Source organism: Thermococcus chitonophagus (assembly GCF_002214605.1).
In the GTDB taxonomy this organism is placed as follows: Archaea; Methanobacteriota_B; Thermococci; order Thermococcales; family Thermococcaceae; genus Pyrococcus; species Pyrococcus chitonophagus.
The window spans coordinates 1109920-1132988 of record NZ_CP015193.1 but is presented as its reverse complement, the minus strand read 5'-3'; the positions used below and the strand labels follow the sequence as shown (position 1 = coordinate 1132988).

General features: G+C 46.5%; 31 protein-coding genes and 1 tRNA gene. 13 read left to right on the top strand and 19 right to left on the bottom strand.

What is annotated here, in order from left to right:
* The 4 genes from mre11 to A3L04_RS06345 are packed head-to-tail and all read right to left on the bottom strand — an operon-like array spanning position 1 to position 4353.
* Positions 1–1236: a DNA double-strand break repair protein Mre11 gene (gene mre11 / locus A3L04_RS06360; RefSeq protein WP_068576604.1), complete on the bottom strand. Its 1236-nt coding sequence runs from the start codon at positions 1234–1236 to the stop codon at positions 1–3.
* A 10-nt stretch (positions 1237–1246) separates the two neighbouring features.
* Positions 1247–2896 (bottom strand): DNA double-strand break repair helicase HerA, encoded by a 1650-nt coding sequence (herA, locus tag A3L04_RS06355; protein WP_068576606.1) that lies wholly within the window; start codon positions 2894–2896, stop codon positions 1247–1249.
* 34 nt (positions 2897–2930) lie between these two features.
* Positions 2931–4103, bottom strand: a complete 1173-nt coding sequence (locus A3L04_RS06350; RefSeq protein ID WP_068576608.1) for a cation:proton antiporter — start codon at positions 4101–4103, stop codon at positions 2931–2933.
* Position 4104: 1 nt separating this feature from the next.
* Entirely contained in the window at positions 4105–4353 is a 249-nt protein-coding gene (locus tag A3L04_RS06345; RefSeq protein ID WP_068576610.1) for a TIGR00304 family membrane protein, read from the bottom strand.
* Positions 4354–4403: 50 nt separating this feature from the next.
* Between A3L04_RS06345 and A3L04_RS06340 the strand changes: the two genes are divergently transcribed.
* The 7 genes from A3L04_RS06340 to A3L04_RS06310 are packed head-to-tail and all read left to right on the top strand — an operon-like array spanning position 4404 to position 10334.
* A complete protein-coding gene (locus tag A3L04_RS06340; protein WP_068576612.1) occupies positions 4404–5090 on the top strand; it encodes an HAD family hydrolase in 687 nt (228 codons plus the stop codon).
* Positions 5074–5685, top strand: a complete 612-nt coding sequence (locus A3L04_RS06335; RefSeq protein ID WP_068576614.1) for a diacylglycerol/polyprenol kinase family protein — start codon at positions 5074–5076, stop codon at positions 5683–5685. The genes A3L04_RS06340 and A3L04_RS06335 overlap by 17 nt, the downstream gene beginning before the upstream one ends.
* Positions 5682–6830, top strand: coding sequence for a tyrosine decarboxylase MfnA (gene mfnA, locus A3L04_RS06330; RefSeq protein ID WP_068576616.1), 1149 nt, complete (start codon positions 5682–5684; stop codon positions 6828–6830). The genes A3L04_RS06335 and mfnA overlap by 4 nt, the downstream gene beginning before the upstream one ends.
* Positions 6827–7654: a radical SAM protein gene (locus A3L04_RS06325; RefSeq protein WP_068576617.1), complete on the top strand. Its 828-nt coding sequence runs from the start codon at positions 6827–6829 to the stop codon at positions 7652–7654. The genes mfnA and A3L04_RS06325 overlap by 4 nt, the downstream gene beginning before the upstream one ends.
* Complete coding sequence (locus tag A3L04_RS06320) at positions 7639–8796, top strand: magnesium transporter (RefSeq protein WP_068576619.1); 1158 nt, start codon at positions 7639–7641, stop codon at positions 8794–8796. Before A3L04_RS06325 ends, A3L04_RS06320 begins: the two co-directional genes overlap by 16 nt.
* A gap of 36 nt (positions 8797–8832) precedes the next feature.
* Complete coding sequence (gene rbcL / locus A3L04_RS06315) at positions 8833–10095, top strand: type III ribulose-bisphosphate carboxylase (protein WP_068576621.1); 1263 nt, start codon at positions 8833–8835, stop codon at positions 10093–10095.
* 47 nt (positions 10096–10142) lie between these two features.
* Positions 10143–10334, top strand: coding sequence for a PCNA-inhibitor (locus A3L04_RS06310; protein WP_068576624.1), 192 nt, complete (start codon positions 10143–10145; stop codon positions 10332–10334).
* On the opposite strand, the gene A3L04_RS06305 is transcribed toward A3L04_RS06310, so the two are convergent.
* The 9 genes from A3L04_RS06305 to A3L04_RS06265 form a co-directional block, all read right to left on the bottom strand.
* The gene (locus A3L04_RS06305) at positions 10276–11754 is read right to left on the bottom strand and encodes a proton-conducting transporter transmembrane domain-containing protein (protein WP_068576626.1); all 1479 of its coding nucleotides are present in this window, start codon (positions 11752–11754) and stop codon (positions 10276–10278) included. The two genes, A3L04_RS06310 and A3L04_RS06305, sit on opposite strands and share 59 nt — an antisense overlap.
* Positions 11751–12020 carry a cation:proton antiporter subunit C gene (locus A3L04_RS06300; protein ID WP_068576628.1) on the bottom strand — a complete coding sequence of 90 codons (270 nt, stop codon included), beginning with the start codon at positions 12018–12020 and terminating at the stop codon, positions 11751–11753. Before A3L04_RS06300 ends, A3L04_RS06305 begins: the two co-directional genes overlap by 4 nt.
* Before the next feature lies 1 nt (position 12021).
* Entirely contained in the window at positions 12022–12405 is a 384-nt protein-coding gene (locus A3L04_RS06295; RefSeq protein ID WP_068576630.1) for an MnhB domain-containing protein, read from the bottom strand.
* Positions 12402–12860: a hydrogenase subunit MbhD domain-containing protein gene (locus tag A3L04_RS06290; RefSeq protein ID WP_068576632.1), complete on the bottom strand. Its 459-nt coding sequence runs from the start codon at positions 12858–12860 to the stop codon at positions 12402–12404. Before A3L04_RS06290 ends, A3L04_RS06295 begins: the two co-directional genes overlap by 4 nt.
* Complete coding sequence (gene mnhG, locus A3L04_RS06285; RefSeq protein WP_068576634.1) at positions 12841–13155, bottom strand: monovalent cation/H(+) antiporter subunit G; 315 nt, start codon at positions 13153–13155, stop codon at positions 12841–12843. The genes A3L04_RS06290 and mnhG overlap by 20 nt, the downstream gene beginning before the upstream one ends.
* Complete coding sequence (locus A3L04_RS06280) at positions 13148–13420, bottom strand: monovalent cation/H+ antiporter complex subunit F (RefSeq protein WP_068576635.1); 273 nt, start codon at positions 13418–13420, stop codon at positions 13148–13150. Before A3L04_RS06280 ends, mnhG begins: the two co-directional genes overlap by 8 nt.
* A complete protein-coding gene (locus A3L04_RS06275; RefSeq protein WP_068576637.1) occupies positions 13396–14001 on the bottom strand; it encodes a monovalent cation/H+ antiporter subunit E in 606 nt (201 codons plus the stop codon). The genes A3L04_RS06280 and A3L04_RS06275 overlap by 25 nt, the downstream gene beginning before the upstream one ends.
* Positions 13998–14750: an NAD-dependent protein deacetylase gene (gene cobB, locus A3L04_RS06270; protein WP_068576638.1), complete on the bottom strand. Its 753-nt coding sequence runs from the start codon at positions 14748–14750 to the stop codon at positions 13998–14000. The genes A3L04_RS06275 and cobB overlap by 4 nt, the downstream gene beginning before the upstream one ends.
* Before the next feature lie 238 nt (positions 14751–14988).
* Positions 14989–15297, bottom strand: a complete 309-nt coding sequence (locus tag A3L04_RS06265) for a nucleotidyltransferase domain-containing protein (protein ID WP_068576640.1) — start codon at positions 15295–15297, stop codon at positions 14989–14991.
* Positions 15298–15423: 126 nt separating this feature from the next.
* Here A3L04_RS06265 and A3L04_RS06260 point away from each other — a divergent pair, with 126 nt between their 5' ends.
* From A3L04_RS06260 to map, 4 genes are all read left to right on the top strand, one after another.
* A complete protein-coding gene (locus A3L04_RS06260; RefSeq protein ID WP_068576642.1) occupies positions 15424–15951 on the top strand; it encodes an ASCH domain-containing protein in 528 nt (175 codons plus the stop codon).
* 257 nt (positions 15952–16208) lie between these two features.
* A complete protein-coding gene (locus A3L04_RS06255) occupies positions 16209–17096 on the top strand; it encodes an Mrp/NBP35 family ATP-binding protein (RefSeq protein ID WP_068576644.1) in 888 nt (295 codons plus the stop codon).
* Complete coding sequence (locus A3L04_RS06250) at positions 17080–17883, top strand: DMT family transporter (RefSeq protein ID WP_068576646.1); 804 nt, start codon at positions 17080–17082, stop codon at positions 17881–17883. The genes A3L04_RS06255 and A3L04_RS06250 overlap by 17 nt, the downstream gene beginning before the upstream one ends.
* Before the next feature lie 66 nt (positions 17884–17949).
* Positions 17950–18837: a type II methionyl aminopeptidase gene (gene map, locus A3L04_RS06245; protein WP_068576648.1), complete on the top strand. Its 888-nt coding sequence runs from the start codon at positions 17950–17952 to the stop codon at positions 18835–18837.
* On the opposite strand, the gene A3L04_RS06240 is transcribed toward map, so the two are convergent.
* The 3 genes from A3L04_RS06240 to A3L04_RS06235 all read right to left on the bottom strand — a co-directional run bounded on the left by A3L04_RS06240 (position 18834) and on the right by A3L04_RS06235 (position 19511).
* Entirely contained in the window at positions 18834–19019 is a 186-nt protein-coding gene (locus tag A3L04_RS06240; protein ID WP_068576650.1) for a hypothetical protein, read from the bottom strand. The two genes, map and A3L04_RS06240, sit on opposite strands and share 4 nt — an antisense overlap.
* 44 nt (positions 19020–19063) lie before the next feature.
* A complete protein-coding gene (locus A3L04_RS11450; RefSeq protein ID WP_157092454.1) occupies positions 19064–19246 on the bottom strand; it encodes a metallophosphoesterase in 183 nt (60 codons plus the stop codon).
* 178 nt (positions 19247–19424) lie between these two features.
* A tRNA-Ser gene (locus A3L04_RS06235) sits at positions 19425–19511 on the bottom strand.
* 58 nt (positions 19512–19569) lie between these two features.
* Between A3L04_RS06235 and A3L04_RS06230 the strand changes: the two genes are divergently transcribed.
* Both A3L04_RS06230 and A3L04_RS06225 read left to right on the top strand, forming a co-directional pair.
* Positions 19570–20775, top strand: coding sequence for a molybdenum cofactor synthesis domain-containing protein (locus A3L04_RS06230; protein WP_068576652.1), 1206 nt, complete (start codon positions 19570–19572; stop codon positions 20773–20775).
* 42 nt (positions 20776–20817) lie between these two features.
* Positions 20818–21087 carry a ubiquitin-like small modifier protein 1 gene (locus tag A3L04_RS06225; protein ID WP_068576654.1) on the top strand — a complete coding sequence of 90 codons (270 nt, stop codon included), beginning with the start codon at positions 20818–20820 and terminating at the stop codon, positions 21085–21087.
* Here the strand turns inward: A3L04_RS06225 and A3L04_RS06220 are convergent.
* From A3L04_RS06220 to A3L04_RS06210, 3 genes are read right to left on the bottom strand one after another with little or no spacing between them, the layout of a single operon-like run.
* Complete coding sequence (locus tag A3L04_RS06220) at positions 21084–21488, bottom strand: secondary thiamine-phosphate synthase enzyme YjbQ (RefSeq protein ID WP_394326728.1); 405 nt, start codon at positions 21486–21488, stop codon at positions 21084–21086. The two genes, A3L04_RS06225 and A3L04_RS06220, sit on opposite strands and share 4 nt — an antisense overlap.
* Positions 21485–21766 carry a hypothetical protein gene (locus A3L04_RS06215; protein ID WP_068576656.1) on the bottom strand — a complete coding sequence of 94 codons (282 nt, stop codon included), beginning with the start codon at positions 21764–21766 and terminating at the stop codon, positions 21485–21487. The genes A3L04_RS06220 and A3L04_RS06215 overlap by 4 nt, the downstream gene beginning before the upstream one ends.
* Positions 21705–23003 carry an HsdR family type I site-specific deoxyribonuclease gene (locus A3L04_RS06210; protein WP_068576658.1) on the bottom strand — a complete coding sequence of 433 codons (1299 nt, stop codon included), beginning with the start codon at positions 23001–23003 and terminating at the stop codon, positions 21705–21707. The genes A3L04_RS06215 and A3L04_RS06210 overlap by 62 nt, the downstream gene beginning before the upstream one ends.
* Between the last annotated feature and the right edge of the window lie 66 nt (positions 23004–23069).

Here is a 23069-nt window from a genome sequence, read left to right as displayed (position 1 = left end):
TCACCCTTTAATCCAAGAGAGCAGGTCCCCAGGATTCTTTGGTTTGCTAATTTTCTTAACTTCCTTCTTTTCTTTTTCTTCTCGTTTCCCTTTTTCCGTTGAGATACCCGAGAGAAGTTTAATGATCTCATCTTCGTCAAAGTCCTTCTCGCTGAGAGCCTCTATTATCCTCCATTCCTCCTCGCTAAAGAACTCGCTTATGCTCTTCCCTTTTACCTGATCGATAACTTCCCTTCCTTCTAGGATGGTGTGTATCTTTACATACTCAGCTCTCACGATGTCTTTTATCCACTCAACGTCAAAGGGCCTCCTCCACCTTATGTGAAACCTAACGTACGCGTTCCTGGGTATGAGGGGGACTGCGAGTTTTATGGCCTTCTTAATTTCACTGTCGCTCCCCTTAATTTGAACGTCTATGAACGGCCTCGCCTCTATTCTAACGAATCTTGGCCTAAAGTTCTCAACTATGTAAAAACCTTTCTCCCATCCCACAATTTCCTTGAACTTGATCCCGTCCCATGTGTATCTCTTTTCGAAGTCTCCAAAGTCCCACCTCTCAAGGGATCCGGGGTAAACAACGGGGGAGCCCTCGTAGGTAGTTTCATACCTCCTGTGGATGTGACCTAGGGCATAGTAAGAGTATCCTTTAGGTAAATCTGAGAGGATTATCTCCCCGCCCTGTCCGTAGAATGTGCTCTCTGCTATCTCCTTTATCCCCTGATGGAGCATTAGTATCGCGTTCTTCGATCCCTGGAAGATCCTCTTAAACGTGCTTAGATTTGCTTCAAACCATGCTGGACTCATGTACTTCATCCCATGGATTTCAACGCCACAGCACTCTCCCTTAACGAGCCACTGCTCTCCAAGCCTCTCGCTCTTCAAATAACCATTGTTTGCTTTCTCCCCTCTTATCCCAACTACATTTAGCAGGCCGAGATCCTCGAGGAGGTGGAGAATTGAGGGGCCTCTCTGGGTTCTGTCGTGGTTCCCCTCTATTGCGAATACTGGGATATCATTCTGCCTTAGAATCTGCAGGATTTCTATGGCCTTTCTTATCGTTCCTGGGGAGGGTCTGCTGGAGTGAAAGAGATCTCCGGCGATGAGTATGAAGTCAACATCCTCTTCAATACAGATCTCTAGGGCCTTCCTAAATGCATTCGCGAATTCTTCCGCTCTCTGGGGCCTGTTGAACTGCTCATATCCGAGGTGAACATCGGCGATGTGGGCGAACTTCATGCTTTCACCCTCAAAAGTCAACTGTGTAGTCTATTCCTTCGCTCTTCATTTCAGCCCATCTGTCAACAACTCCAATGTCCTCCCCACCGTACTCTCCCCTTCCGGCTTTCCCTTTAAGTTCCTTAAAGTTGTATATCCTAACGAGCGCGGGAACCTTAATTGCCTGTCCAACAATAACAGCCTCTCCTTTCCCTAGTCCCGCTATATCATCCATTAAGTCCTTGCTTAGTTGCTCACTGGCCCTTAGTACGTACTCCTGATCCCTCGGATTAACGATTCTGAGGATTATCTTTGTATTCATCTGGCTGAGTATATCTTCATTCAGCTTGCTTGGTCTCTGGGAAACAACCCCAAGGCCGACTCCAAATTTCCTTCCTTCCCTCGCTATCCTTCCCATGATTCTTGCGGCATCATTTTCTTCTCCCTGAGGCGCGAATATGTGAGCCTCCTCAACTATTATCAGTATTGGGTAAGCCAAGGCCGGATACTTCTGCCTTATCTCATCCATTATCTTCTCGTACTCCCTCTCTCCTGTCCTCATGTAGTTCTTCCTTGCTTTTTCATATTCAACTCTAGCTTCGAAAACTTCCTGAAGGAATTTTCCGACTATAACCTTCATCTGTAGCTCGTCCAAGGGCCCAAGGTCAATTACATTTACCATCCCGGGCCTTATTGCTGCAACTAAATTCTCGCTCGTCACGAAAGCTCCATAGTTCCTCAGGAACCTTCTAATCCTGAAGATTATTCCTCTTATCGTCTCTATCCTGTCGCTCTTTAGTTCCTCCGTAACGTATCTCTGCTTCTTCTCATCCCAGTATTTGATCATCCTTTTAGTTATCCACTCTCTCAGAGTTTTCTCGAGCTCTTCAAGAAGAACTGCTCCACCAAGCTCCTTGTTCTCGTGCTGGATTGTCTCCCAGGCTCTCGCCAAGAATTCCCTCTGAATTGAGGCCGTTGATCTTACCTCTAGTAAGTCCGCTAGCTCCTCCGAGTCAAGCTCGTCAACCTTTATCTTTCCCTCTATGATGTTTACTAGGGAACTTCCGGTCTCGGGCAGCTTCAAGTTCACGTAATCGCCGTGAGGATCGAGAACAACCACTGTCCCTCCTATGTCCTCTACTAGTCCTTTTACCATAACTGCTACAGCGTTACTTTTACCTGCACCCGTTACTGCAAGAACTGCAAAGTGCCTTGAAACGAGCTCGTTAACATCAAGCTTTATAGGGACGTTTTCCCTTAAGAGAAGTGTACCCACTTCAATGCTAGCTCCATTGGGCTCGTAAAGTTGTTTGAGTATATCATCTGAGGCCTTGTAAACGCTCTCGCCGTTTTTAACTGGAACCCTGTTTGGGGCGAGCTCCCCTCCGTTGACCTTACCTAAGATCCTCACCGTGGCAACAACTTCTTCATTTTCATGGATGCTCTCCCCATAATCCTCTACATCCAACAAGAGGGAGTTGAAATTGCTTTTCGCACTTGAAAGAAGCCAATTAACGTTTTTTATGTTCCTGACCGTGCCAAGAACCAACTCTCCAGCCCTGTTCTTTGTAACCACGAACTCACCAAATGATATATCAGCCTTAGGATCGACGGAAAACTCGTACGTTGTAAAGCTCGCTTCTCCCTTAACGATCCCTATTCTGTCTCCCTCGCTTATCATATTGGAACCCCTCTATCCCTTACCATCTGAGATCTTAAGAAAGTTTCCTCACGGCATGCCTGAAGAAGATTGGAGTGGTAAGGGCAGTAAGCATTGAGACTATGACTATCATGGCGAACAGTCCCTCATCGATTAGACCGCTTTCAAGGCCAAACTTGAGTATGGCAAGCTCCAGGCTACCCCTTCCACCCATTCCAATTCCGACCAGTATCGAATCTCTCCATGATGCTCCAAATACCTTCATACCCAAGCCACAACCTATCAACTTTCCGAGAACTGCGGAGATATATAGCAGGATAATCATGGGAATGCTGATCTCTGATATGTTCGGGTTAAACATCAGTCCAACGAATATGAAGAACAGGGGAATAAAGAACTCCGTAAGAACAATTTCAAGGTCGTTTATCAGCTCATTAAGCTTTATCCTGCTTATTATCAAGGGATCCTTCCTTTCTCTGAGCCTGCTTATTGTCAGTCCTGCCAAATATGCCCCAATTATCTGGTTTAGCCCTATGTTTTCGGCTATGACGGCCAGTGCAAAGGTCAGCACTATTGTAAACGTGAAGAACACATGAAGATCCTTTATCAGTTGGTAGAACCTCTTGGATCTCTTGAATACTAACTCGGAAAGCAACAGGACGGAGAGGATAAATATGACGATTTTAACCGTGAGCACGGTGAATGGAACTAAGGAGAACTCTCCCCTAGTTAATCCCGTCAGGAGGCCTATTAGGTAAACAGCTATTATGTCATCGGCAAACGCAGCGCCCATCAACACTGAGGATATTTCCCTCTTCACCCTCTCCCTAACCAAGACACCGCTCGTAACCTCTATTGCCGTATTTCCAAGGGTTATTCCTACGAACAAAGCTGCAGTAATGCCTTTTCCAAACAGGTAAACTGTCGAAAACCCCAGGATAAAGGAGAAAGCAACTCCAAGGGATGCAACTATCGTCGCCTTAAGCTTGTTTTGAGCTATCGCCGAGAAGTTGCTTGTTAACCCCATGTAGAGCATCATCATTATAAGTCCGAACTCTGCAAGGACCCTGAGGTCTTCCGTGGGCTCTACTATCCCGAGGACGAAGGGGCCGAGGAGTATTCCCGTGAGTATATGGGCTATTATTGGATGTATATCCTTCTTTTCGAATACCCATTCGAGTAGCTTGGCCACTACAAGGAGAATCGAAAGGTGGAGAACATAGCTCATCTCATGCCCTCCTCAATAGTGCGAGGATTATCCACAGGGCCATTAAAACAACGGCGAGTATCATTGCTATTGTAGCTCCTTTCTTTGTTCCAAACACTATTGGAATTGGCCCAATCATTATTACTCCTCCAGCCTCTACATTTCCCTCCTGGGGCTGAGAAAATGCCGAGATTATTGTGCCTAGGAACACGAGCATGAAACCGATCATTATGAGGAAGATTCCGGCAACGATGAGAAGCTCTCCCTTCATGGTAGGAAGTTGGGGGAGGCTTTATAATACTTTACCTCCTCCAACTATCGATGCTGGTAATCCTCGATCTCGACGATACCTTATGCAACACCTGGGATGCGGCAAGGATAGCGATAGTTAGGCTTATCCCTACCATGCTTAGGTTAAGAAAGTTTAGAATGTTCGCTTACATTATCACGCAGAGATATAGGGAGCTTGAAGAGTTAAAGGAGTTGCACGTGCTTGATTTTGAAGAAATATTCGATAGAATAATGGATAAAATCTATGAGAAGGTGGATAAGGAGGAAGTTAAGGAGATGATGGAACTGTTTGACAGAACTTTTTTCGCAAATTTGAGGCTGTATGATGACGTCATCCCTTTCTTAAACGAGCTAAAAAAGATGAACGCGAAGATAGTTTTGGTCACCGACTCCTCATCAACTTGGCAGAGGAGGAAGCTTGAGGTTCTTGGGATAATGGACTACTTTGACAAGGTTATTATAAGCGGTGAGACTGGCCACAGCAAGCACGAGCCCTATAACTTCGTGCTCGCGAGGAAGGCTTTCCTAAAGGAGGAACCAGTTTTCGTTATAGGGGATAGGGACGATACAGACATGAAGGGAGGAAAGGCAATTCACGCAACGACGATTCTAGTGAGGAGAGGATACTTCAAGGGAAGGAGAGCTAAGCACGCCGATTACATCGTGAACAACCTGTATGAGGCACTAGAGGTGATAAAGAATGAGCTTAAAGGCTGAGATAAAGAGAAAGGCCCTCCACATGACTGGTCTTTCGGTTCCTCTAATCTACTATCTTTTCGGGCGTGAGGTTGCCTTGGGTTTTGTCGCACTATTCCTCGTAATATTCCTAGCGTTAGAGCCATTCAGGGTGATTGAGGATCTCAGAGAGAGAATAAAGAGAAAGCTTGGTTTGCCAAATGGTGTCGTTGAAATAATAGAAAGAGAGATTGATAGCATAGCGAGGGAGCATGAAAAGAGAGGGATTGGGGCGCATATATACTTCACGGTAGCCGCGCTGATAATAGTGTACTTCTTCCCGAGGGAGGTCGCGATAGGGAGCATAGCTGTCGCGACCCTTGGGGATGCGATGGCGGCTATAATTGGAAAGCCCTTTGGGAGGCACAGGTTTAAGAATGGGAAGAGCATTGAGGGGAGCTTAGCTTACTTCCTCACGGGTTTGCTGATTTTAACCCCGTTGGTAGGTTTTGAGATGGCTTTTTTAGGAGCCCTCGTTGGAACCCTAGCTGAGCTTTACGAGTTGCCTCCCGATGACAACTTCTCAAACCAGCTTGCAATAGCCCTTGCCCTCTATATAGCGGGGGTGAGAGTTTGAAGTTTCCTAAGAAAGGTTTGCCTCAGGAAACGATCCTTAAAGAATTGGAAAAAGTGACTTCCCAGGATCTCTCATTCTCCTCGGGAAGAATACTTGGCTCGATGTGCACGATGCCCCATGAACTTGCAATTGAGGTTTTCTGTAGATACATTGATAGAAACCTGGGAGATCCTGGGCTACACCCTGGGACTAGGAAGATAGAGGAAGAAGTAATAGGGATGCTTTCAGATTTACTGCATCTAGAAAGGGGTTATGGGCACATAGTTTCCGGAGGAACTGAGGCCAATATACTCGCCGTAAGGGCATTCCGCAATCTCTCGGACAGTGAAAGGCCCGAGTTAATACTTCCAAAGTCAGCTCACTTTTCCTTTATAAAAGCGGGGGAGATGCTCGGGGTTAAGCTGGTTTGGGCTGAGCTGAAACCGGATTACACGGTGGACGTTAAGGATGTGGAGGCGAAGATAAATGATAACACAATTGGCATAGTCGGCATCGCGGGGACAACGGGACTTGGAGTCGTGGATGACATACCTAGCCTGAGTGATTTAGCCCAGGATTACGGAATACCACTTCACGTTGATGCTGCATTTGGGGGCTTTGTAATACCCTTCGCTAAGGCTTTAGGTTACGAAATACCCGACTTCGACTTCAAGCTTAGGGGGGTAAAGAGCATCACCATAGACCCCCACAAGATGGGAATGGCCCCGATTCCCGCCGGAGGTATAATATTCAGGAGAAAGAAGTACCTTAAAGCGATAAGCGTTTTAGCCCCTTACTTAGCTGGGGGAAAAGTTTGGCAAGCAACAATTACGGGAACAAGGCCTGGAGCAAGCGTTCTTGCCGTGTGGGCGCTAATAAAACACCTCGGGTTTGAGGGGTATATGGAGATAGTTGACAGAGCGATGAAGCTTTCAAGATGGTTCGCTGAGGAGATAAAGAAAACGCCGAATGCATGGCTCGTAAGGGAGCCCGTTCTCAACATAGTCTCCTTCAAAACGAAGAACCTCCATGGCGTTGAGAGAAAGCTTAAAGAGAAGGGCTGGGGAATAAGCGCTCACAGAGGATACATACGGATAGTTTTCATGCCCCACGTAACTAAGGAGATGATTGAGGAGTTTATCAAGGACCTGAGGGAAGTCCTATGAGGAAGCTGAAGGTCTACATCCCAGGGGTAAGGTTTCCCTCTATCTCGGTAACCGGCAACTACTGCTACCTCAACTGTGCCCATTGTGGAAGGCACTACCTTGAGGGAATGATGAAGGTTACGAGGAAGAGCTTGGTCGAGAGATGCCTCGAAATGGAAAGGGAAGGATATGTAGGCTGTCTCCTCAGCGGAGGGATGGATGAAAGGCTAAAGGTTCCCCTAGACAAGTTTAAAGATGAAATAAGGAAGATAAAGGAAAAAACAAAGCTTAAAATAAACGCTCATGTTGGCTTTGTTGATGAGTCCGACTTAGAGTGGCTTAAGTACGTTGACGTTGTCTCACTAGACTTTGTCGGGGATGATGCTGTAATTAGGAGGGTTTACAAAATCAACAAAACTGTCAAAGACTACCTTGGGGTTCTCGACCTTTTAACATCTAATGGGATAGAAGTTGCCCCTCACATCACCATAGGGCTGGACTTTGGAAAAGTTCATTGGGAATTTAAGGCCATAGATACGCTTATAAACTACCCAATCAAGGTTCTCGTCCTCGATGTCCTGATTCCAACCCCGGGGACTGAGATGGCCAACGTGAAGAAGGTTCCCGTTGATGTTGCAGTGGAAGTGGTTAAGTACGCGAGGGAGAAGTTTGAAGGTGAGCTGAGTATTGGGTGCATGAGACCCTTTGGAAGGTGGAGAGAGGAATTCGACAAAAAGGCAATCCTTGCTGGCGTTGATAGGATAACGAACCCCCCAAGGAAGATAATAGAGTGGGCCAGAACAATTAGGGATGTAGAGGTGCACTACGAATGTTGCGTGATGTGAGCAAGTACGAGATCAAGGAGATAATCAAGGAAGTTACCTTAGTTTCACTTCCTGGGTTAGTCTTTGCCATGTTCATAGACTTCTTTGCGGGCATTTTCATGGGGAGATACTTTCACGACCTCATGAGGTATGGGGTTCTATTGGTTATACTTCCTGGGCTGATGGGGCTTAGGGGAAACATATTCGGTGCTTTAGCCTCAAGGTTCACGACGATGCTTCACCTTGGTGAAATGGAACCAAGCATAAAAGATAGGAACGTTAGGAAGAACGTCGTCATCTCGATAATCTTATCCATGATACCGCTGTTCGTGCTGTGGCTGATAGGGGCACTAAAGGTTAGGGTGAACGTTTTCTCGTCCCTGGGAATAGTTGTTGCCTCAACGATATTTGCCACACTCATCCTAGCCTACACTACAGCTCTAGCAACGATAATTCCCTTCAAAAAGGGGATTGATCCAGATGCCATAGCTGTCCCCATAGTCACGGCCACTGCGGATCTAATAACGATACCTCTCCTAGTAACGTTTCTCTACGTGTACGAGCATGACATGCCGATATTCTTTGCCCTCTTTGCTGTGGGGCTTTTAATATCACTCCTCGTTGGTAGAGGGATTAGATACGAGCGTGAAGACGTTGCCTTAATCAGAGAGATCTTAGGAGTTATAGGGGCGTTGGCTGTAGTTTCAAGCGTTACGGGTTCAATACTGCAAACATACAGTGAGGAGATAGGAAAGACCGTGTTTAGCATAATGTATCCAGTAGTCCTTGCGAGCCTTGGAAACATAGGGTCGATAATAGGCTCAAAAACTTCAACCAGGGTTCACCTCGGTGAAATTGAGGGCTTAATTGATGTTAAGACATTCCTAGAAATGCTCCTGTATGTTGCAATAGCCTACCCCTTCTCGGCCTTCATGATGGCTGTGGGGGTTTTTCTGTACTCTATGGTTAAGGGAGTGAAAGTTGGAATCTATTGGAAGTTCATAGCCCTGTACCCGCTCGTTGCGCTGGGAGTAATGATACTCGCTTATTTCCTAACGAGGGCATTCGAGAGAATAGGCCTTGATCCCGACAACGTTACCGTTCCCACGATAACTACCCTTTCAGATGTTATCTCAACATTATTTATAGTCGCGATAATCTAATTAGCATGGCCAAAGCAATATTATATGGTGCTCCCCATGAAGGTTGAGTGGTACCTCGATTTTGTTGACCTAGACTACACCCCAGGAAGGGACGAGCTCATAGTTGAGTACTACTTCGAGCCGAATGGCGTTTCTCCTGAAGAAGCCGCTGGAAGGATAGCGAGCGAAAGCTCTATTGGAACGTGGACGACCCTCTGGAAGCTTCCGGAGATGGCGAAGAGGAGTATGGCAAAGGTGTTCTATTTGGAGAAGAGTGGCGAAGGTTATATTGCCAAGATAGCCTACCCCTTGACCCTGTTTGAGGAGGGGAGCTTAGTCCAGCTCTTCAGCGCTATAGCTGGCAACGTGTTCGGGATGAAAGCCCTGAAGAACCTGAGATTGCTCGACTTCCATCCTCCATACGAGTACCTAAGGCACTTCAGAGGGCCTCAGTACGGAGTTAAGGGGATTAGGGAATTCATGGGGATCAAGGACAGGCCCCTAACCGCAACGGTTCCAAAGCCAAAGATGGGGTGGAGCGTTGAGGAGTATGCTGAGATTGCTTACGAGCTCTGGAGTGGTGGAATTGACCTGCTTAAGGATGACGAGAACTTCACGAGTTTCCCCTTCAACAGGTTCGAAGAGAGGGTGAGGAAGCTCTACAGGGTAAGGGACAGGGTTGAGGCAGAGACCGGAGAGACAAAGGAGTACCTGATCAACATCACGGGTCCAGTGGATGTTATGGAGAGGAGGGCCGAATTAGTTGCTAATGAAGGCGGGCAGTATGTGATGATTGATATAGTCGTTGCAGGATGGAGCGCGCTTCAGTACATGAGGGAAGTCACTGAAGACTTGGGATTGGCAATCCACGCCCACAGGGCAATGCATGCAGCATTCACTAGGAATCCAAAGCACGGTATAACTATGTTTGCTTTAGCCAAGGCAGCAAGGATGATAGGGGTTGATCAAATCCACACCGGAACAGCTGTAGGAAAGATGGCAGGAGATTATGAAGAGATCAAGAGAATCAACGACTTTCTCCTGAGTAAGTGGGAGCACATAAGGCCAGTGTTCCCAGTGGCAAGCGGTGGCCTTCACCCCGGCTTGATGCCTGAACTGATAAGGCTCTTCGGAAAAGATCTAGTTATTCAGGCTGGAGGAGGTGTCATGGGTCATCCAGATGGGCCAAAGTCTGGAGCTAAAGCATTAAGGGACGCTATTGAGGCTGCAGTTGATGGAATAGACCTTGAAGAGAAGGCAAAATCGAGCCCTGAACTGAAGAAGGCCTTGGAGAAGTGGGGCTATCTTAAGCCAAAGTAGTCGAAATTCCTTTAAATTTTTCTTTCAATAGGGAATGGGAGTTGCTCATGGACAGGAAGATTGATGATTTCATAAATCCTGGGGTCAAAGTAGGTAAGCCTAAGAAGGATGGAAAGAAAAAGAAGAGGCTTAAGGCAACTAAGCTCGATAGCTTCCTTCCCGAAGAGCATATAAACTTCTTCAAAAACCTCCGAATAGGCTCAAAGAAGATAGCAAGGAAAAAGATAGAAGAGCTGTGATAATGGAAATTAAGACTACTCCTTCGCTTATTCCCACATTAATCAGAAAGTCCCTTCTCGGTATCTTGGTTCTTAACGTGAAGAATAGGATTATCCCTAGGATTATCATAGAGTCGTAAATACTGACTTTTCCTCCCAAAATTATTCCGGCCAAAAAGACAATAACTGCTGGAATCGCTCCTGGCATTACGGCTTTTATGCTGGGCTCAACTCCATGGCCCTTCCACAGGTAGTAGTTGACCTTCGTAAAGGACATCGCCGTGCCGACTGAGGCCAGATAAACGAACAGCTTTGCGTCGGTAAGTGCGGACTTGGCAACCCCGCCGATCGTCAAGCCGAAGCCGGCTATGGCGAGGCTTAAGTTTAGAACTATCGCTAGCAGAATGGGCATGTCACGAGCTCCCAAGAACTCCAGCTCCTTTCTCCTTCTAACATCAACGAGAGAGCCTAAAGAGAGAAAGAGGCCCGACTTAAACGTGGCGTGGGCAAAGGAGTAGAGGGCCGCAGCCATCGGACTTATCGTGACCCCCAAGAGGACGTAGCCCATCTGACTGACCGTGTGGTAAGCTAATAATCTCTTTACGTTTTTTTGCATTAATGCTAAGACCACTCCAAAGATCATTGAAGCCAAAGCGAAGGGCTTCAGGAAGTCAAGGTCGGAAATGTTCGAGAGGAGGATTAAACCATATACCGGTGCTTTAACGGCTATCCCCGAGAGTATTGCGCTGACGTGAGTTTTTGCCTTTGAGTGGGCATCCGGGAGCCAGATATGGAGGGGAAATATTCCTGCCTTAAGCATTAATGCCACTGAGGCCATTTTAACGGGCAGATCATCCTTTAGGTTTCTGGCAAGATTAACGTTAAGGTAGCCAGTCTGGAAGTAGATCATGCCAAGCGCTAAAATAAGCAAGTAGGAAGCTGCCATGGATAGCATTAAGTACTTAAATGCGGCTTCCTTGCTTCCCTCTTCCTTAGAACTCGCTACCAGGGCGAATGACGAAATTGCAGAGAGCTCCATGAAAACGTAGTAGTTAAAGAAGTCCTTCGAGATGAAAGCCCCAATAAGCCCCGAGTGAACAAGCAAAAGTAGGGACAGCTCTTTCCAGTTAGTGACCTTGGAGAGCACGTACAGTGAGGCAGATCCGAAAGCCACAAACTCTCCTAAGAGGAATAGCAACGAAACTCTGTCAATTCCGATCTCTATTCCCATCACCCTGGGGTATCCTCCTACGACTCCCGAGGAAACGAAGGGGAGTAGGAGCATCGGAGTGAAGGCACCGAGGATATAGAGGGCCTTGACCTCGAGGCTCAGAGGTAGTCTAAACTTTGCCCTTATCGTACCCTCTATCCTGAGAGCTCCCACGAGGTATATTAAGATCGCTGAGATTAGGGGAACGATTACCATTACAACGGCGTTCACTTTCTCTTCCCTCCCATTATTAGAGCCAAGGCCAAGCCAGTCACGGCAACGTCGACTACAAGCGTTGTGAGCATTAAAACTGCAGGAATTGGATCTACAGGATTGCCCCCTTTCAGCGGTGGAGCACTTCCCACCTTTGCCCCTCCCTCGATGAGGAACAGAACAACTCCAAGGGCCATGATGTTTAGGGATAACAACTGCTTAAGCTTCGATTGATTTACTATTATCCCAAAGAGCCCTATTACCGTGATTATCAATCCTATCATCTTAATCCCTCTCCATGAAGGCTGTTATCGTGTAGAATATCAGAGTAAAGGCAGCTCCGACTTTAATCCCGACGAAAACGTTGAAGGGTATTACAGTCCCCTCCCTCGGGGGCAGGTATAGTAGGGCAGTCAACAGCAAGAGGAGCACGAGAATTATACCTGATACGCCCTCCATCGAGCTTACAAGTTTTTTCTTGAACTTTTTCCTTACCCTCTTGTATCCATGAGAAGTTATGAGAAGTATTATTGCCACCCCCAGGATTACTCCCGCCTGAAACCCTCCCCCTGGGGACTGAGAGGAGTACAGCATGAGGTAAGCGGCATAGGTGACAAGAAAGGGACTTACAAGCTTTGTTGTGGTTCTCGCGACTATGCTCATCTTCACTTCCTGTCCCTCCTGAGGATTAAGCTGAATCCCAACGCCGCCGAGAAGAGTATCATCGCTTCCCCTATACTGTCATAAAGCCTCCATCCCGCCAAGATCTCCGTAACGAGGTTTTTCATTGACCAGTGCGAGATATAAGCATTGTAGGTAAAAGTTCTCGGCTCAACCTTATATCGTAGGAACAAGGCTAAGAGGGGAAGAAGGAAAATGCCCTTCCAGAGTTCAACTTTCCCGCTCTCTCCTGTGCTCTCATAAGCGAAGATGAATAATCCTGTAACCAAGGCTCCAACAACTATAGCTGATAAAGCAACATCTGGGGCCTTAAGAAGGAGAAGGAGGAGGATAAAGGCTAAGCTCACAAGTCCGTACGTTATTAGGGAGGCTAGGAAGTCCCTGTGTAGGACAACAACGAGGGCGAGCCCTATAATGACTAAGCTAAGGATTGTCCCAAGCATACATATCCACCTTTACCTCTGGCTTTACACCCATCTTGTACGCTCCCCTGGCGATCGCGTGGCTTACCATAGGGTTTATCAGGGCTATAAGGATCAAGAGGAAGAGGAGCTTAACCTTAACTACGAACGGGCCGTCCATGATCATCATTAACCCGAAAACTATCCCCATTATACCACCGGTATCGCACTTCGTCGCGGCATGCAACCTAGTGTATACGTCGGGAAACCTTATCACGCCAAGCGAGCCAAAGAACATAATTGAATAACCAAATAATAATGGAATTATTTCAAGCATTCTTCCCCCTCCTCTCCATGTACTTGGCCAGTATAAGGCCGCTAACGGAGTTGACCATCAGCAGGACTATCGCAGCATCTATCAGGTACCACTCCCTCCAGAGCACGGCGAGTATGGCTATAATTCCAACTACCTTAGTGGTTACCGTGTTGAGTCCGACTATTCGATCGGCTAACGTGGGGCCCGCTATGACCCTGTACATGGCCATTAGTGCCGTGAATAACAGCACCCCGATGCCCGCTACCAGAATACTTTCTTTAGCCATTCCTCAATGTCCCCCTTGATGATCTCTCCTGCCTTCTCAACGTTCAGGGTTTCAACATCTATCCAGTGAACGTAGAGGTACGTTCCATCGAGCTTCTTCACAACGTCCAGTGTTAGGGTTCCTGGGGTCAGCGTAATGGAATTGGCAAGTATCGTTACCCCCGTGTTGGAGTGCAGATCTGTTTTAATCCTTACTATTCCTGGGTTTATGTCCATCAATATAGCGTGCTTCGCAACCTTTATGTTGCTCTCGAGGAGCCTAAAGGCCATAATTATTAGGTACTGGGGCAGGTAGAGGAAAGCGAAGTACAGGATCTTCCATATCAAATGCCTCGAGTGCCTTATATCATCAGTGAGGAGGTCTCGCATGTAGAATGCTATTATCCCGGTAGTGGGAAGGCCCAGGGAAAACCCTCGAAGCGTAATGTCGCCGGTAATGCCAAGCCAGAAAGCGAAGAGGACTATCCAAGTAAGCAGGAACTTCTCCCAGGGAGGGAGTTTTTGTCTCTCGTAGATTTCATAGATGTACCTGTTCCTAATCTCTTCGAGCCTCTTCCTGAGGTACAAATGAACTCTACTCATTGAAGGAGCCTCCTGACCTCTTCCACGATCTTTGGAAGTATTTCCCCGGCCTTGCCCCTACAAAAGAAGTCCGCTATCGGGGTTATAGCTGACTCCTGAACGTTCACCTCTATAACTGTTCCGCCGTTCTCCTTAACGATGAAGGGTATGTAAGCCGCTGGATAGACAATACCGCTAGTTCCGACAACTATCACTGCATCGGCAGTCTCTGCAAGCCTGAGGGCCTTCCTCAGAGCTTCCTCAGGCAACGGTTCACCGAACCACACTACATCGGGCCTTAACAGCGAGTTGCATTTGGGGCACCTAGGGAGCTCCTGACTGAGGATTTCATTTACCCTGCCGGTTTCCTTGAGGTACTCTCTGTAGTCGCAGGAGGTGCACTTAACCCTGAAGATGTTGCCGTGGAGTTCTATCAAGTTCTTGGTTCCGGCCTCCCTGTGGAGGTCATCCACGTTCTGAGTTATCACGGCTTTTAATATGCCTATCCTCTCGAGTTCAACGAGGGCGTAATGGGCTGGATTTGGCTTTGCTTGGAGGATCTTCTGAATTCTCCATTTGTAAAACTCCCACACGAGCTTTGGATCCCTTGCAAAGGCCTCAGGCGTTGCAAGCTCCTCTGGCCTGTACTTCTTCCACAGTCCATCCTTACCTCTAAAAGTTGGAACCCCGCTCTCGGCGCTGATCCCGGCACCCGTGAAGGCTATTACATTCTTGGAGGAAGCCAAAACTCCTGCAACCTCGACTATCATCGAAGGAATTTTAGGCGATAGTCCTTAAAAACTGTTCCTTTGTTTTTTGGTAAAGTTTTAAAAGCAAATACACAAAATTACGTTATGGGTGGGTAAAGCTTCCCCTAAAGATAACCTTTGTAAGGAGAAAACAGAGATGCCATAGAAGAGCTGAAACCCTACTGTAGCAGAATAGTCAAGGGAAAGAATAAAGTTTCCATGAAGATAAAGGGCGACAGGCACTGGATCGTTCTCCAATTCAAAGAATAATTCCCTCTTTTAGGGCCTCCCTGACTATTCCTATCATTCTCTTCTTCCTTTCAAACTCTTTGGGGGTATAGCAGAGGATTTCAAAATCTCCAACTATGCCCTCCCCAAACAGCAACTTCAGGACTTCGGTGGATCTGTCCGTGAACTGCTTTCCTTCAAATGCTTTGGAAATCACTATCAAGTCGTAGTTACTGTCCTTTAGATAATCTCCCCTAGCCCTAGAGCCGAAGAGAATAACAGTGGCATCTGGGTAAGCCTTCTTTATGATTTTAACTAAACTTTCAATCTTCTCCTGCAAAACTTCACCACCTTCTTAGCTTTTTCAAAGTGCTCTACTGTGGATCTCCTGTTGTACATGAACCCAAGTAACCTTGCAGAGTCCCTGGGCAGATAACATTTTTAATCCTTCTCACTATCGAAGACCATGCAACACGTAATTGCTCTCCATCAAGTCTACAGTGAGTTAATATTTAGAGGGTTAAAGTGGCACGAAATAAGGAGAAGCAGGGTCTTTGAGGAGGGGGATATAGTCTTTCTATACATAGCGAGAGGAGACTTGTATACGCTGAAGAAGACCCTTCGAAGGTTAGGCTTAACTGAAGAGCAAACCCTCACGAAGAGGGGGACTATAGCTGGAGGATTTGAGGTTGGTGAAGTCATAAAAGCTGATTTTGAGACCCTTTGGGAGCTCACGAAGGATACAAGCGGGTTGACATTCGTTCACGGCGAGAGCGAGGGGAAAAGATGGCTTAAGGGTTATATAAACGAGTTCGGCTACGCCTTCACGATAGAGAGGCCATTCCTCTTTAAGGAGCCCGTGACCAAGGAAGAGCTCAAGGAGAAGTACGGGGTTCACGTCGAGGGCATAATCCACTTATCCCTCAGAACGAGGAGGCCTTGGGTTAAGGAGTTGCTCGAGGATCTAATGACGAGGGATTTCGAGTACATCTAGAGTCTGCTGTTTAATAGTTACCCCTTGCTGGGAGGTAACAATTCTCCCACTATGCTCCTTAAGTGGCTCTCTCCTTACTATTAGCACATGCTTTCTCAAGTTCTTCCCTTGGACGTGGAATATTCCGGCTCATGGCTAATAGGGAGGAAAAATTAAGTTTCACTGAACAACCTCAATTACACATTTTTGACCCAAAAGCTACATAAAAGGGCAAAGGTTTTTAACCCAACCTAACAACTCATGACGGGTGGAATGGAATGACGATAAAGGCTCCAACCCTAAACTTGCCCGGACTTGGCGTTGACCCCCTAACGCAGAGGATAAAGGAGAAAGAGAAGAAGTGGAAGTATAAAATAGCGGTTTTAAGCGGAAAGGGAGGAGTTGGAAAGAGCACCGTCGCCGTTAACTTGACTGCGGCATTGGCTAAGATGGGCTACTTCGTCGGAATTCTCGATGCAGACATACACGGCCCAAACGTTGCGAAGATGCTCGGCGTTGACAAGGCCGAAGTTTTGGCAGAGAAGTTTGACGACGGCCACTTCGAGATGATACCCCCAATGGCGGACTTCATGGGTCAGGTTACTCCAATAAAGGTAATGAGTATGGGAATGATGGTTCCAGAGGATCAGCCAATAATCTGGAGGGGTGCCCTCGTAACGAAGGCAATAAAGCAACTTTTAGGGGACGTAAAGTGGGGTGAATTGGACTTCATGATAATAGACTTCCCCCCGGGGACAGGAGATGAAATTCTAACCGTAGTCCAGTCGATACAGCTTGATGCTGCCATAATTGTCACGACACCCCAGGAAGTCGCCCTGCTCGATACTGGAAAAGCAGTGAACATGATGAAGAAGATGGAGGTTCCATATATAGCGGTAGTGGAGAACATGAGCTATTTGATCTGCCCGCACTGTGGAAACAAGATAGACATCTTCGGAGAGGGAGGGGGAGAAAAGCTCGCGGAGAAGGAAGGCGTTGACTTCCTGGGCAAAATACCAATAGACCTCAAGGCAAGGGAAGCCAGTGACCTCGGCATTCCGATAGTCCTGTATGGGGATACTCCAGCGGCAAAGGCCTTCATGGAGATAGCGGAAAAGCTTGTAAACAAGCTGAAGGAAATAAAGGGAGATGAGAAGGAAGAGTGAAGGAGTTCTGCTCGCACTCACCGGAATGCTACTTTATGGCCTCGAGCCAGTGGTTATAAAGGCAAACCCCACCAATCCCATAAGCTTTGCCTTTTTCTCTGCTTTTGCTGCTTCCTTAATCCTTATCCCAACCGTTAACCTACAAGAGGTAAAGGCTACGTGGAAGAGAGGGGCGTTAATAGGATTCTTTGGGACTTTTCTTGCCTACCTCTCGTACTCAATAGGAGCGAGGCTTTCCACGGTAGTGAATGCTGCATTGATAACTAGAGCTGAAGTTCTCTTCTCCTTTATCCTTGCCTCAATATTTTTAGAGGAAAAGATTACGAGAAGGAGAGCGTTCTATTCCCTGTTAGTGCTTTCAGGAGTTGCAATGGTTATAACCCAGGGTAAGGGCTTAGAAGTGCGCGTTGGAGATCTCCTTCTCCTGCTCGTTCCATTATTCTGGCAGATCGGACACGTCATCGCTAAGAAAACTAATGCAAATCCCCAGACAATAGCCTTCCTTAGGAACTCTTTTGGCTCACTCTATCTGCTTCCCCTCGCCTTAGTTACCGGCTTAGAATTTACTCCCTATTCGGTGGCGGAGGGCTTCATAATAGCGGTTGGCCAGCTGATATGGTACGCTTCAATAAGAAGGATTGATTTGTCTCTCGCAACGGCAATAATAACTCCGGCTCCAGCCGTGGCCATTGCCATTGCACTCCTTATGGGCGAGCCCGTAACTGTGTGGCATCTCTTGGGATTTGCACTTACAATCCTGGGCACTTTAGGGCTTAGCAGAGAATAGTTCTTTTGATGGCTCTCGAAGAATAGCCTTTTATACTCATTGCAAACTTCAAATTAGGGTGGTCTAATGGACGTTGAAAAGCTCATTGAAGCTGGCAAGATAGCCAAGAAGGTGAGGGAAGAGGCAATAAAAATGGCAAAGCCCGGAGTTTCCCTTCTTGAGCTTGCCGAGAAGATTGAAGGCATGATAGTTGAGCTCGGCGGGAAACCGGCTTTTCCCGTTAACCTCTCCCTTAACGAGGTTGCCGCCCACTACACCCCCTATAAAGGTGACGATACAATACTAAAAGAGGGGGACTACCTAAAGATAGACATTGGAGTCCACATTGATGGCTACATAGCGGACACAGCTGTAACAGTCAAGGTTGGAGGAGAGTTTGACGAGCTCATGGAGGCAGCAAAGGAGGCCTTGGAGAGCGCTATATCAGTGGCAAGGGCCGGTGTTGAGATAAAGGAGCTTGGAAGGGCAATAGAGAATGAAATAAGAAAGAGGGGCTTCAACCCAATAGTCAACCTTACGGGCCACAAGATAGAGAGGTACAAGCTTCACGCTGGAATAAGCATTCCGAACATATACAGGCCACACGACAACTACGTCCTCAAGGAGGGGGACGTTTTTGCGATAGAGCCCTTCGCGACAACAGGTGCCGGTCAGGTGATTGAAGTCCCTCCTACCTTGATCTACATGTACGTGAGGGACGCTCCCGTCAGGATGGCTCAAGCTAGATTCCTCCTTGCGAAGATAAAGAGGGAGTACAAAACCTTGCCCTTTGCGTACAGGTGGCTCCAGGGGGAGATGCCAGAGGGCCAGTTAAAGCTCGCCCTCAGAAACCTTGAGAAGGCTGGGGCCCTCTACGGCTATCCAATACTTAAAGAGATAAGGAACGGGATTGTGACTCAGTTCGAGCACACAATCATAGTGGAGAAGGATTCCGCAGTCGTCACGACGGATTAGTACTCGAACTCCTCAACTTTCTCTCTGTCAATGAACACCTCTACCTTCCTTTCTTCCGTGTCTATTAGTGCATAAGCCTTATGCCTCTGGCTGGAGTCGACCCTTAAGTACTTGAACTCTCCCAAGTGGATTGTGTAGGGAGTTTCGTGGATGTAGCCTCCCAGGATTAAATCTGCCTTCACCCTCTTGAGGCACTCTAAAACGGTCTTCGTGTGTGGGTTTAGCCTTATACTAGCCTGTTTTCAAGTAGGGGATTTCTTAACTGCCTTAAAACTTCCACGTTCTCATGGTTGCCGTATATGGATAGCACGGGGACTTCTTTTAGAAGTTCTTCAAACTCTTCCCTTGATATCCCCCTGTCCCAATCTCCTGCAGAGAGAATTAAGTCTGGCTTTGTGCGGTATACAATATCGAGAAGCTATGACCATGCCAGCCCTTGATAAATTCCATGAAACGTATTGTGGGTGTAATGCAAGTCTGAAATGAATAGTATCTTCATAACCCAAACCCCCTATAAAAAAGCACAATAAAAGGGGAATGACTAGCTATCGAGGCCTTTTGTTAGTAATCCATTAGAGCTCGGCAGGTGGCGCCGGGGCGGGGATTTGAACCCCGGTGGGCGAACGCCCACGGGATCTCGAGTCCCGCGCCTTCCCTGGCTAGGCTACCCCGGCGTACCCAATAGAAAGACCTAATAATGGTTTTTATAAACCTTTAGCTCGGGGTGCAAGAATGGCGTTCTTGAAGGTAATCCCACTTGAAGAAGCCCTCAAGGTAGTTCTCTCATTCAAACTCCCGGTTGAGGTCGAGGAAGTTGATCTCGCGAATGCCCTCGGAAGGATAGTTGCTGAAGACGTCTACTCCCCGATAGACGTCCCTCCCTTCGACAGGGCCACCGTGGATGGATATGCCGTTAGGGCTGAAGATACATTCATGGCGAGCGAGGCGAATCCAGTTAGGCTTAAAGTCATTGGGGAAGTTCATGCCGGAGAAGTCCCTTCGATAGAGCTCGGAAAAGGAGAGACAGTGTACATTTCCACGGGAGCAATGTTGCCTAAGAACGCAGATGCAGTAATCCAGTTTGAGGACGTTGAAAGGATTAACGATGAGATAATAATTCAAAAACCCGCTTACCCTGGGCTAGGCATCATGAAGAAGGGGACAGATATAGAGAAAGGGAAGTTGCTGATTAAGAAGGGAACGAAGCTTACGTTCAAGGAGACGGCCCTTCTCTCTGCGGTTGGCATTTACAAGGTTAGGGTCTTCAAGAGGCCTAGAGTGGCCGTGATAAGCACTGGCAATGAAGTTGTTCTCCCCGGGCAAGAGCTTAAGCCGGGCCAGATATACGACATAAACGGGAGGGCAATAACCGATGCAGTAAATGAATTGGGTGGAGAGGGAATTTTCATTGGGATCGCCCAGGACAACAGGGATAGCCTGAAAGAGCTCATAGAAAGGGCTATTGAAGTTGCCGACTTGATAATTCTCAGCGGAGGGGCAAGTGGGGGAATGAGGGATCTAACGGCTTCAGTCATAGAGGAGCTTGGGGAAGTGAAGGTTCACGGAATAGCAATTCAGCCTGGAAAGCCGACCATAATAGGCATAGTTAAGGGTAAGCCAATATTCGGCCTTCCTGGGTATCCGACGAGTTGCTTGACTAACTTCACGTTACTGGTTGCTCCTCTCCTCTTGAAGTCCTTGGGAAGGGAAGGCAAAGTAAAGAAGGTTAAAGCCAGGTTAAAGCACAAGGTATTTTCGGTAAAGGGGAGGAGACAGTTCCTGCCGGTGAAGCTTGAGGGTAACATCGCTGTCCCCATACTGAAGGGTAGCGGGGCCGTAACGAGCTTCATAGATGCTGATGGCTTCATAGAGATACCGGAGAACGTTGAGAGTCTTGATGAGGGAGAAGAAGTTGAGGTTACGCTCTTTTCCTTTTAGCTAAACCTTATATTTCCTTGGGAGTAGTCCCATGGGTGTGGTATGAAGGTTAAGGTCAAATATTTAGCTAGGTTCAGGACACTCGCCGGGATCGATGAAGAGGTTTTAGAGCTTCCAGAGGGGGCAACTGTGAAAGATCTAATAGAGGAAATCAAAAAGAGGCACCCAAAGTTCAGGGAGGAAGTCTTCGGGGAAGGTTTTGATGAGGATGCAGATGCCAATATAGCTGTTAATGGCAGGTACGTTTCCTGGGATGAGAAGCTTAATGATGGAGATGTTGTTGGTATATTCCCGCCCGTGAGCGGGGGCTAGCACTTGCAGACCTTTACATATATTTCTCTCGTCCTCGGTCCATCAAGCTCAATGAAAAGTATGCTCTGCCATGTTCCTAGGGCAAGCCTACCGTTCTCAACTGGGATAGCAACGCTTGAGCCCAAGATTATTGCCCTTAGATGGGAGTGAGCATTGTTATCTATTCTGTCATGAGTGTAACCGGCACCTTTGGGGATGAGCTTTTCTATTGTCTTTTCGAGGTCGCTAATTAAACCGCTTTCATTCTCGTTAATGATTATTCCAGTTGTGGTGTGCCTGGTAAATACAACTACTATTCCATTCTCAATTCCTGATTTCCTCACGATCTCCCTAACCTTACCAGTTATATCTACGACCTCAAATTCTTTTGATGTGGTAATTTTTATTACATCCATAATCATCCCTCCAAATACTTGGCAAGCATTTCCTTCGCTACCATTAGATGCTTTTCAGGGTTCTTTTCCATGCTAAGTTTAGCCCTAAGTGTGACCACTTCCTCAAATGCCTCAAGGATTTCAGCATCATATTTTCCTTTTAGGAGTTTTTTTAGTGTCCAATACACTTCTTCAATAACATCCTCTCTTAGAACCCCATTCTTTGCCATTTTGTCTAGTACTTCATAAAGAAATTGGATGTTCTCCAGCTCTTTCTTTCTCCCGAAGGTTCTCGGGAACTTCACTTAGGCTCCCCTCCACAACTTTTACGAGTATCTCAGAGGCAAGTCTTGAGGCTAATCTTTTATCCTTAATACTGAGGACTATATCAACAGCATCTCCGATGTTTCCAACTTTAATTAAATAGTGGGCTAGGAATCCCAAGGCTATAGATCTTGCCTTCTCACTTTTTAAGTTTGACATAACTTTCATTGCATTCTGAAGATCATCAATCGAGAGATAGTATTTAACGGCGCCGATAAGAATGTCTTCACTGATGTTTTTCCCTGCAATAACATCCACTATCTCTTTTAAATTTTCATCACCCTCATTTAGCATTTTTATTATGTCTTGTTTAAGGTAGTATAACAGGCCTGGAGACAGCCTTTCAAGAAAATCCCGAAGTTTCTTGGGATTTCTTGTTAAAAGAACTTCAAATATTTCTTTCAGGACAAATTCAGGGTTTGAAATTTCTTCGATAATGTCAACTGAATGATCAATAAATCCATGAATTGCAAATATATAAGCTAAGTCTTCTCTAATGTCCTCTTTAACCTTTATGGCAAGTTCTTTGGAGAATTTTACGAGTTCTTGTACATGCTCTTCCTTCTCTTGCTTGAGATACAATAATATTTCAGCAAGAGCCTGTCTCAACCAAGGCCTGCTACTAATTTCTTGAACAAGTTCTATTACTCGCCTATAATCACCTACGGAAAGGAGGGGCCTAATAGTTTTCACTATCGCCTCGGATCTATAGGGTTCATCGGTTATTGCTTCTAGTATAAGATTTACCTTTCTCTTTTTGTATATGATGTTAATTTTCTCTCCTCCAAGTTCGTCAAGGGCCTTTTCTAATATCTTTAGGAGCTTTTCATTTCTAATCTTCTTGTCCTTTATCTCCAAAGCATAAAACAGTGCTTCTTCGAGTTCTCTAAGAGAAACTAGGTAGTCAACGGCTTCAGCTCTTATTGAGTCTCTCAACTCAGGTGGTAGCATTTCAGAGTTTATCATTACTTCCCTGAATGCCTTTTTTGATGACTTAAATCCCGCAAGACTTGTTGAATATCCTATGACGAGTAAGCTCCTAAGTAAAATATAGGGATCCTCTATCTTTGACAGCTCCTCAAAGGCTAGTTTGAATACTTTTTCATACCTTGGATCATTTGCTTTTGCAAGTGATACTCCTATCCTTCCATAGGTTACAATTCTCATATAAGGATCTGGAATCGAAGATACCGATTCTATGGCCTCCTCTATTACCATCCTACATCACCACAATTTAAACTACTCCCACAGTTTAGCCCTAGATTGTGAAATTCTACGCTGATG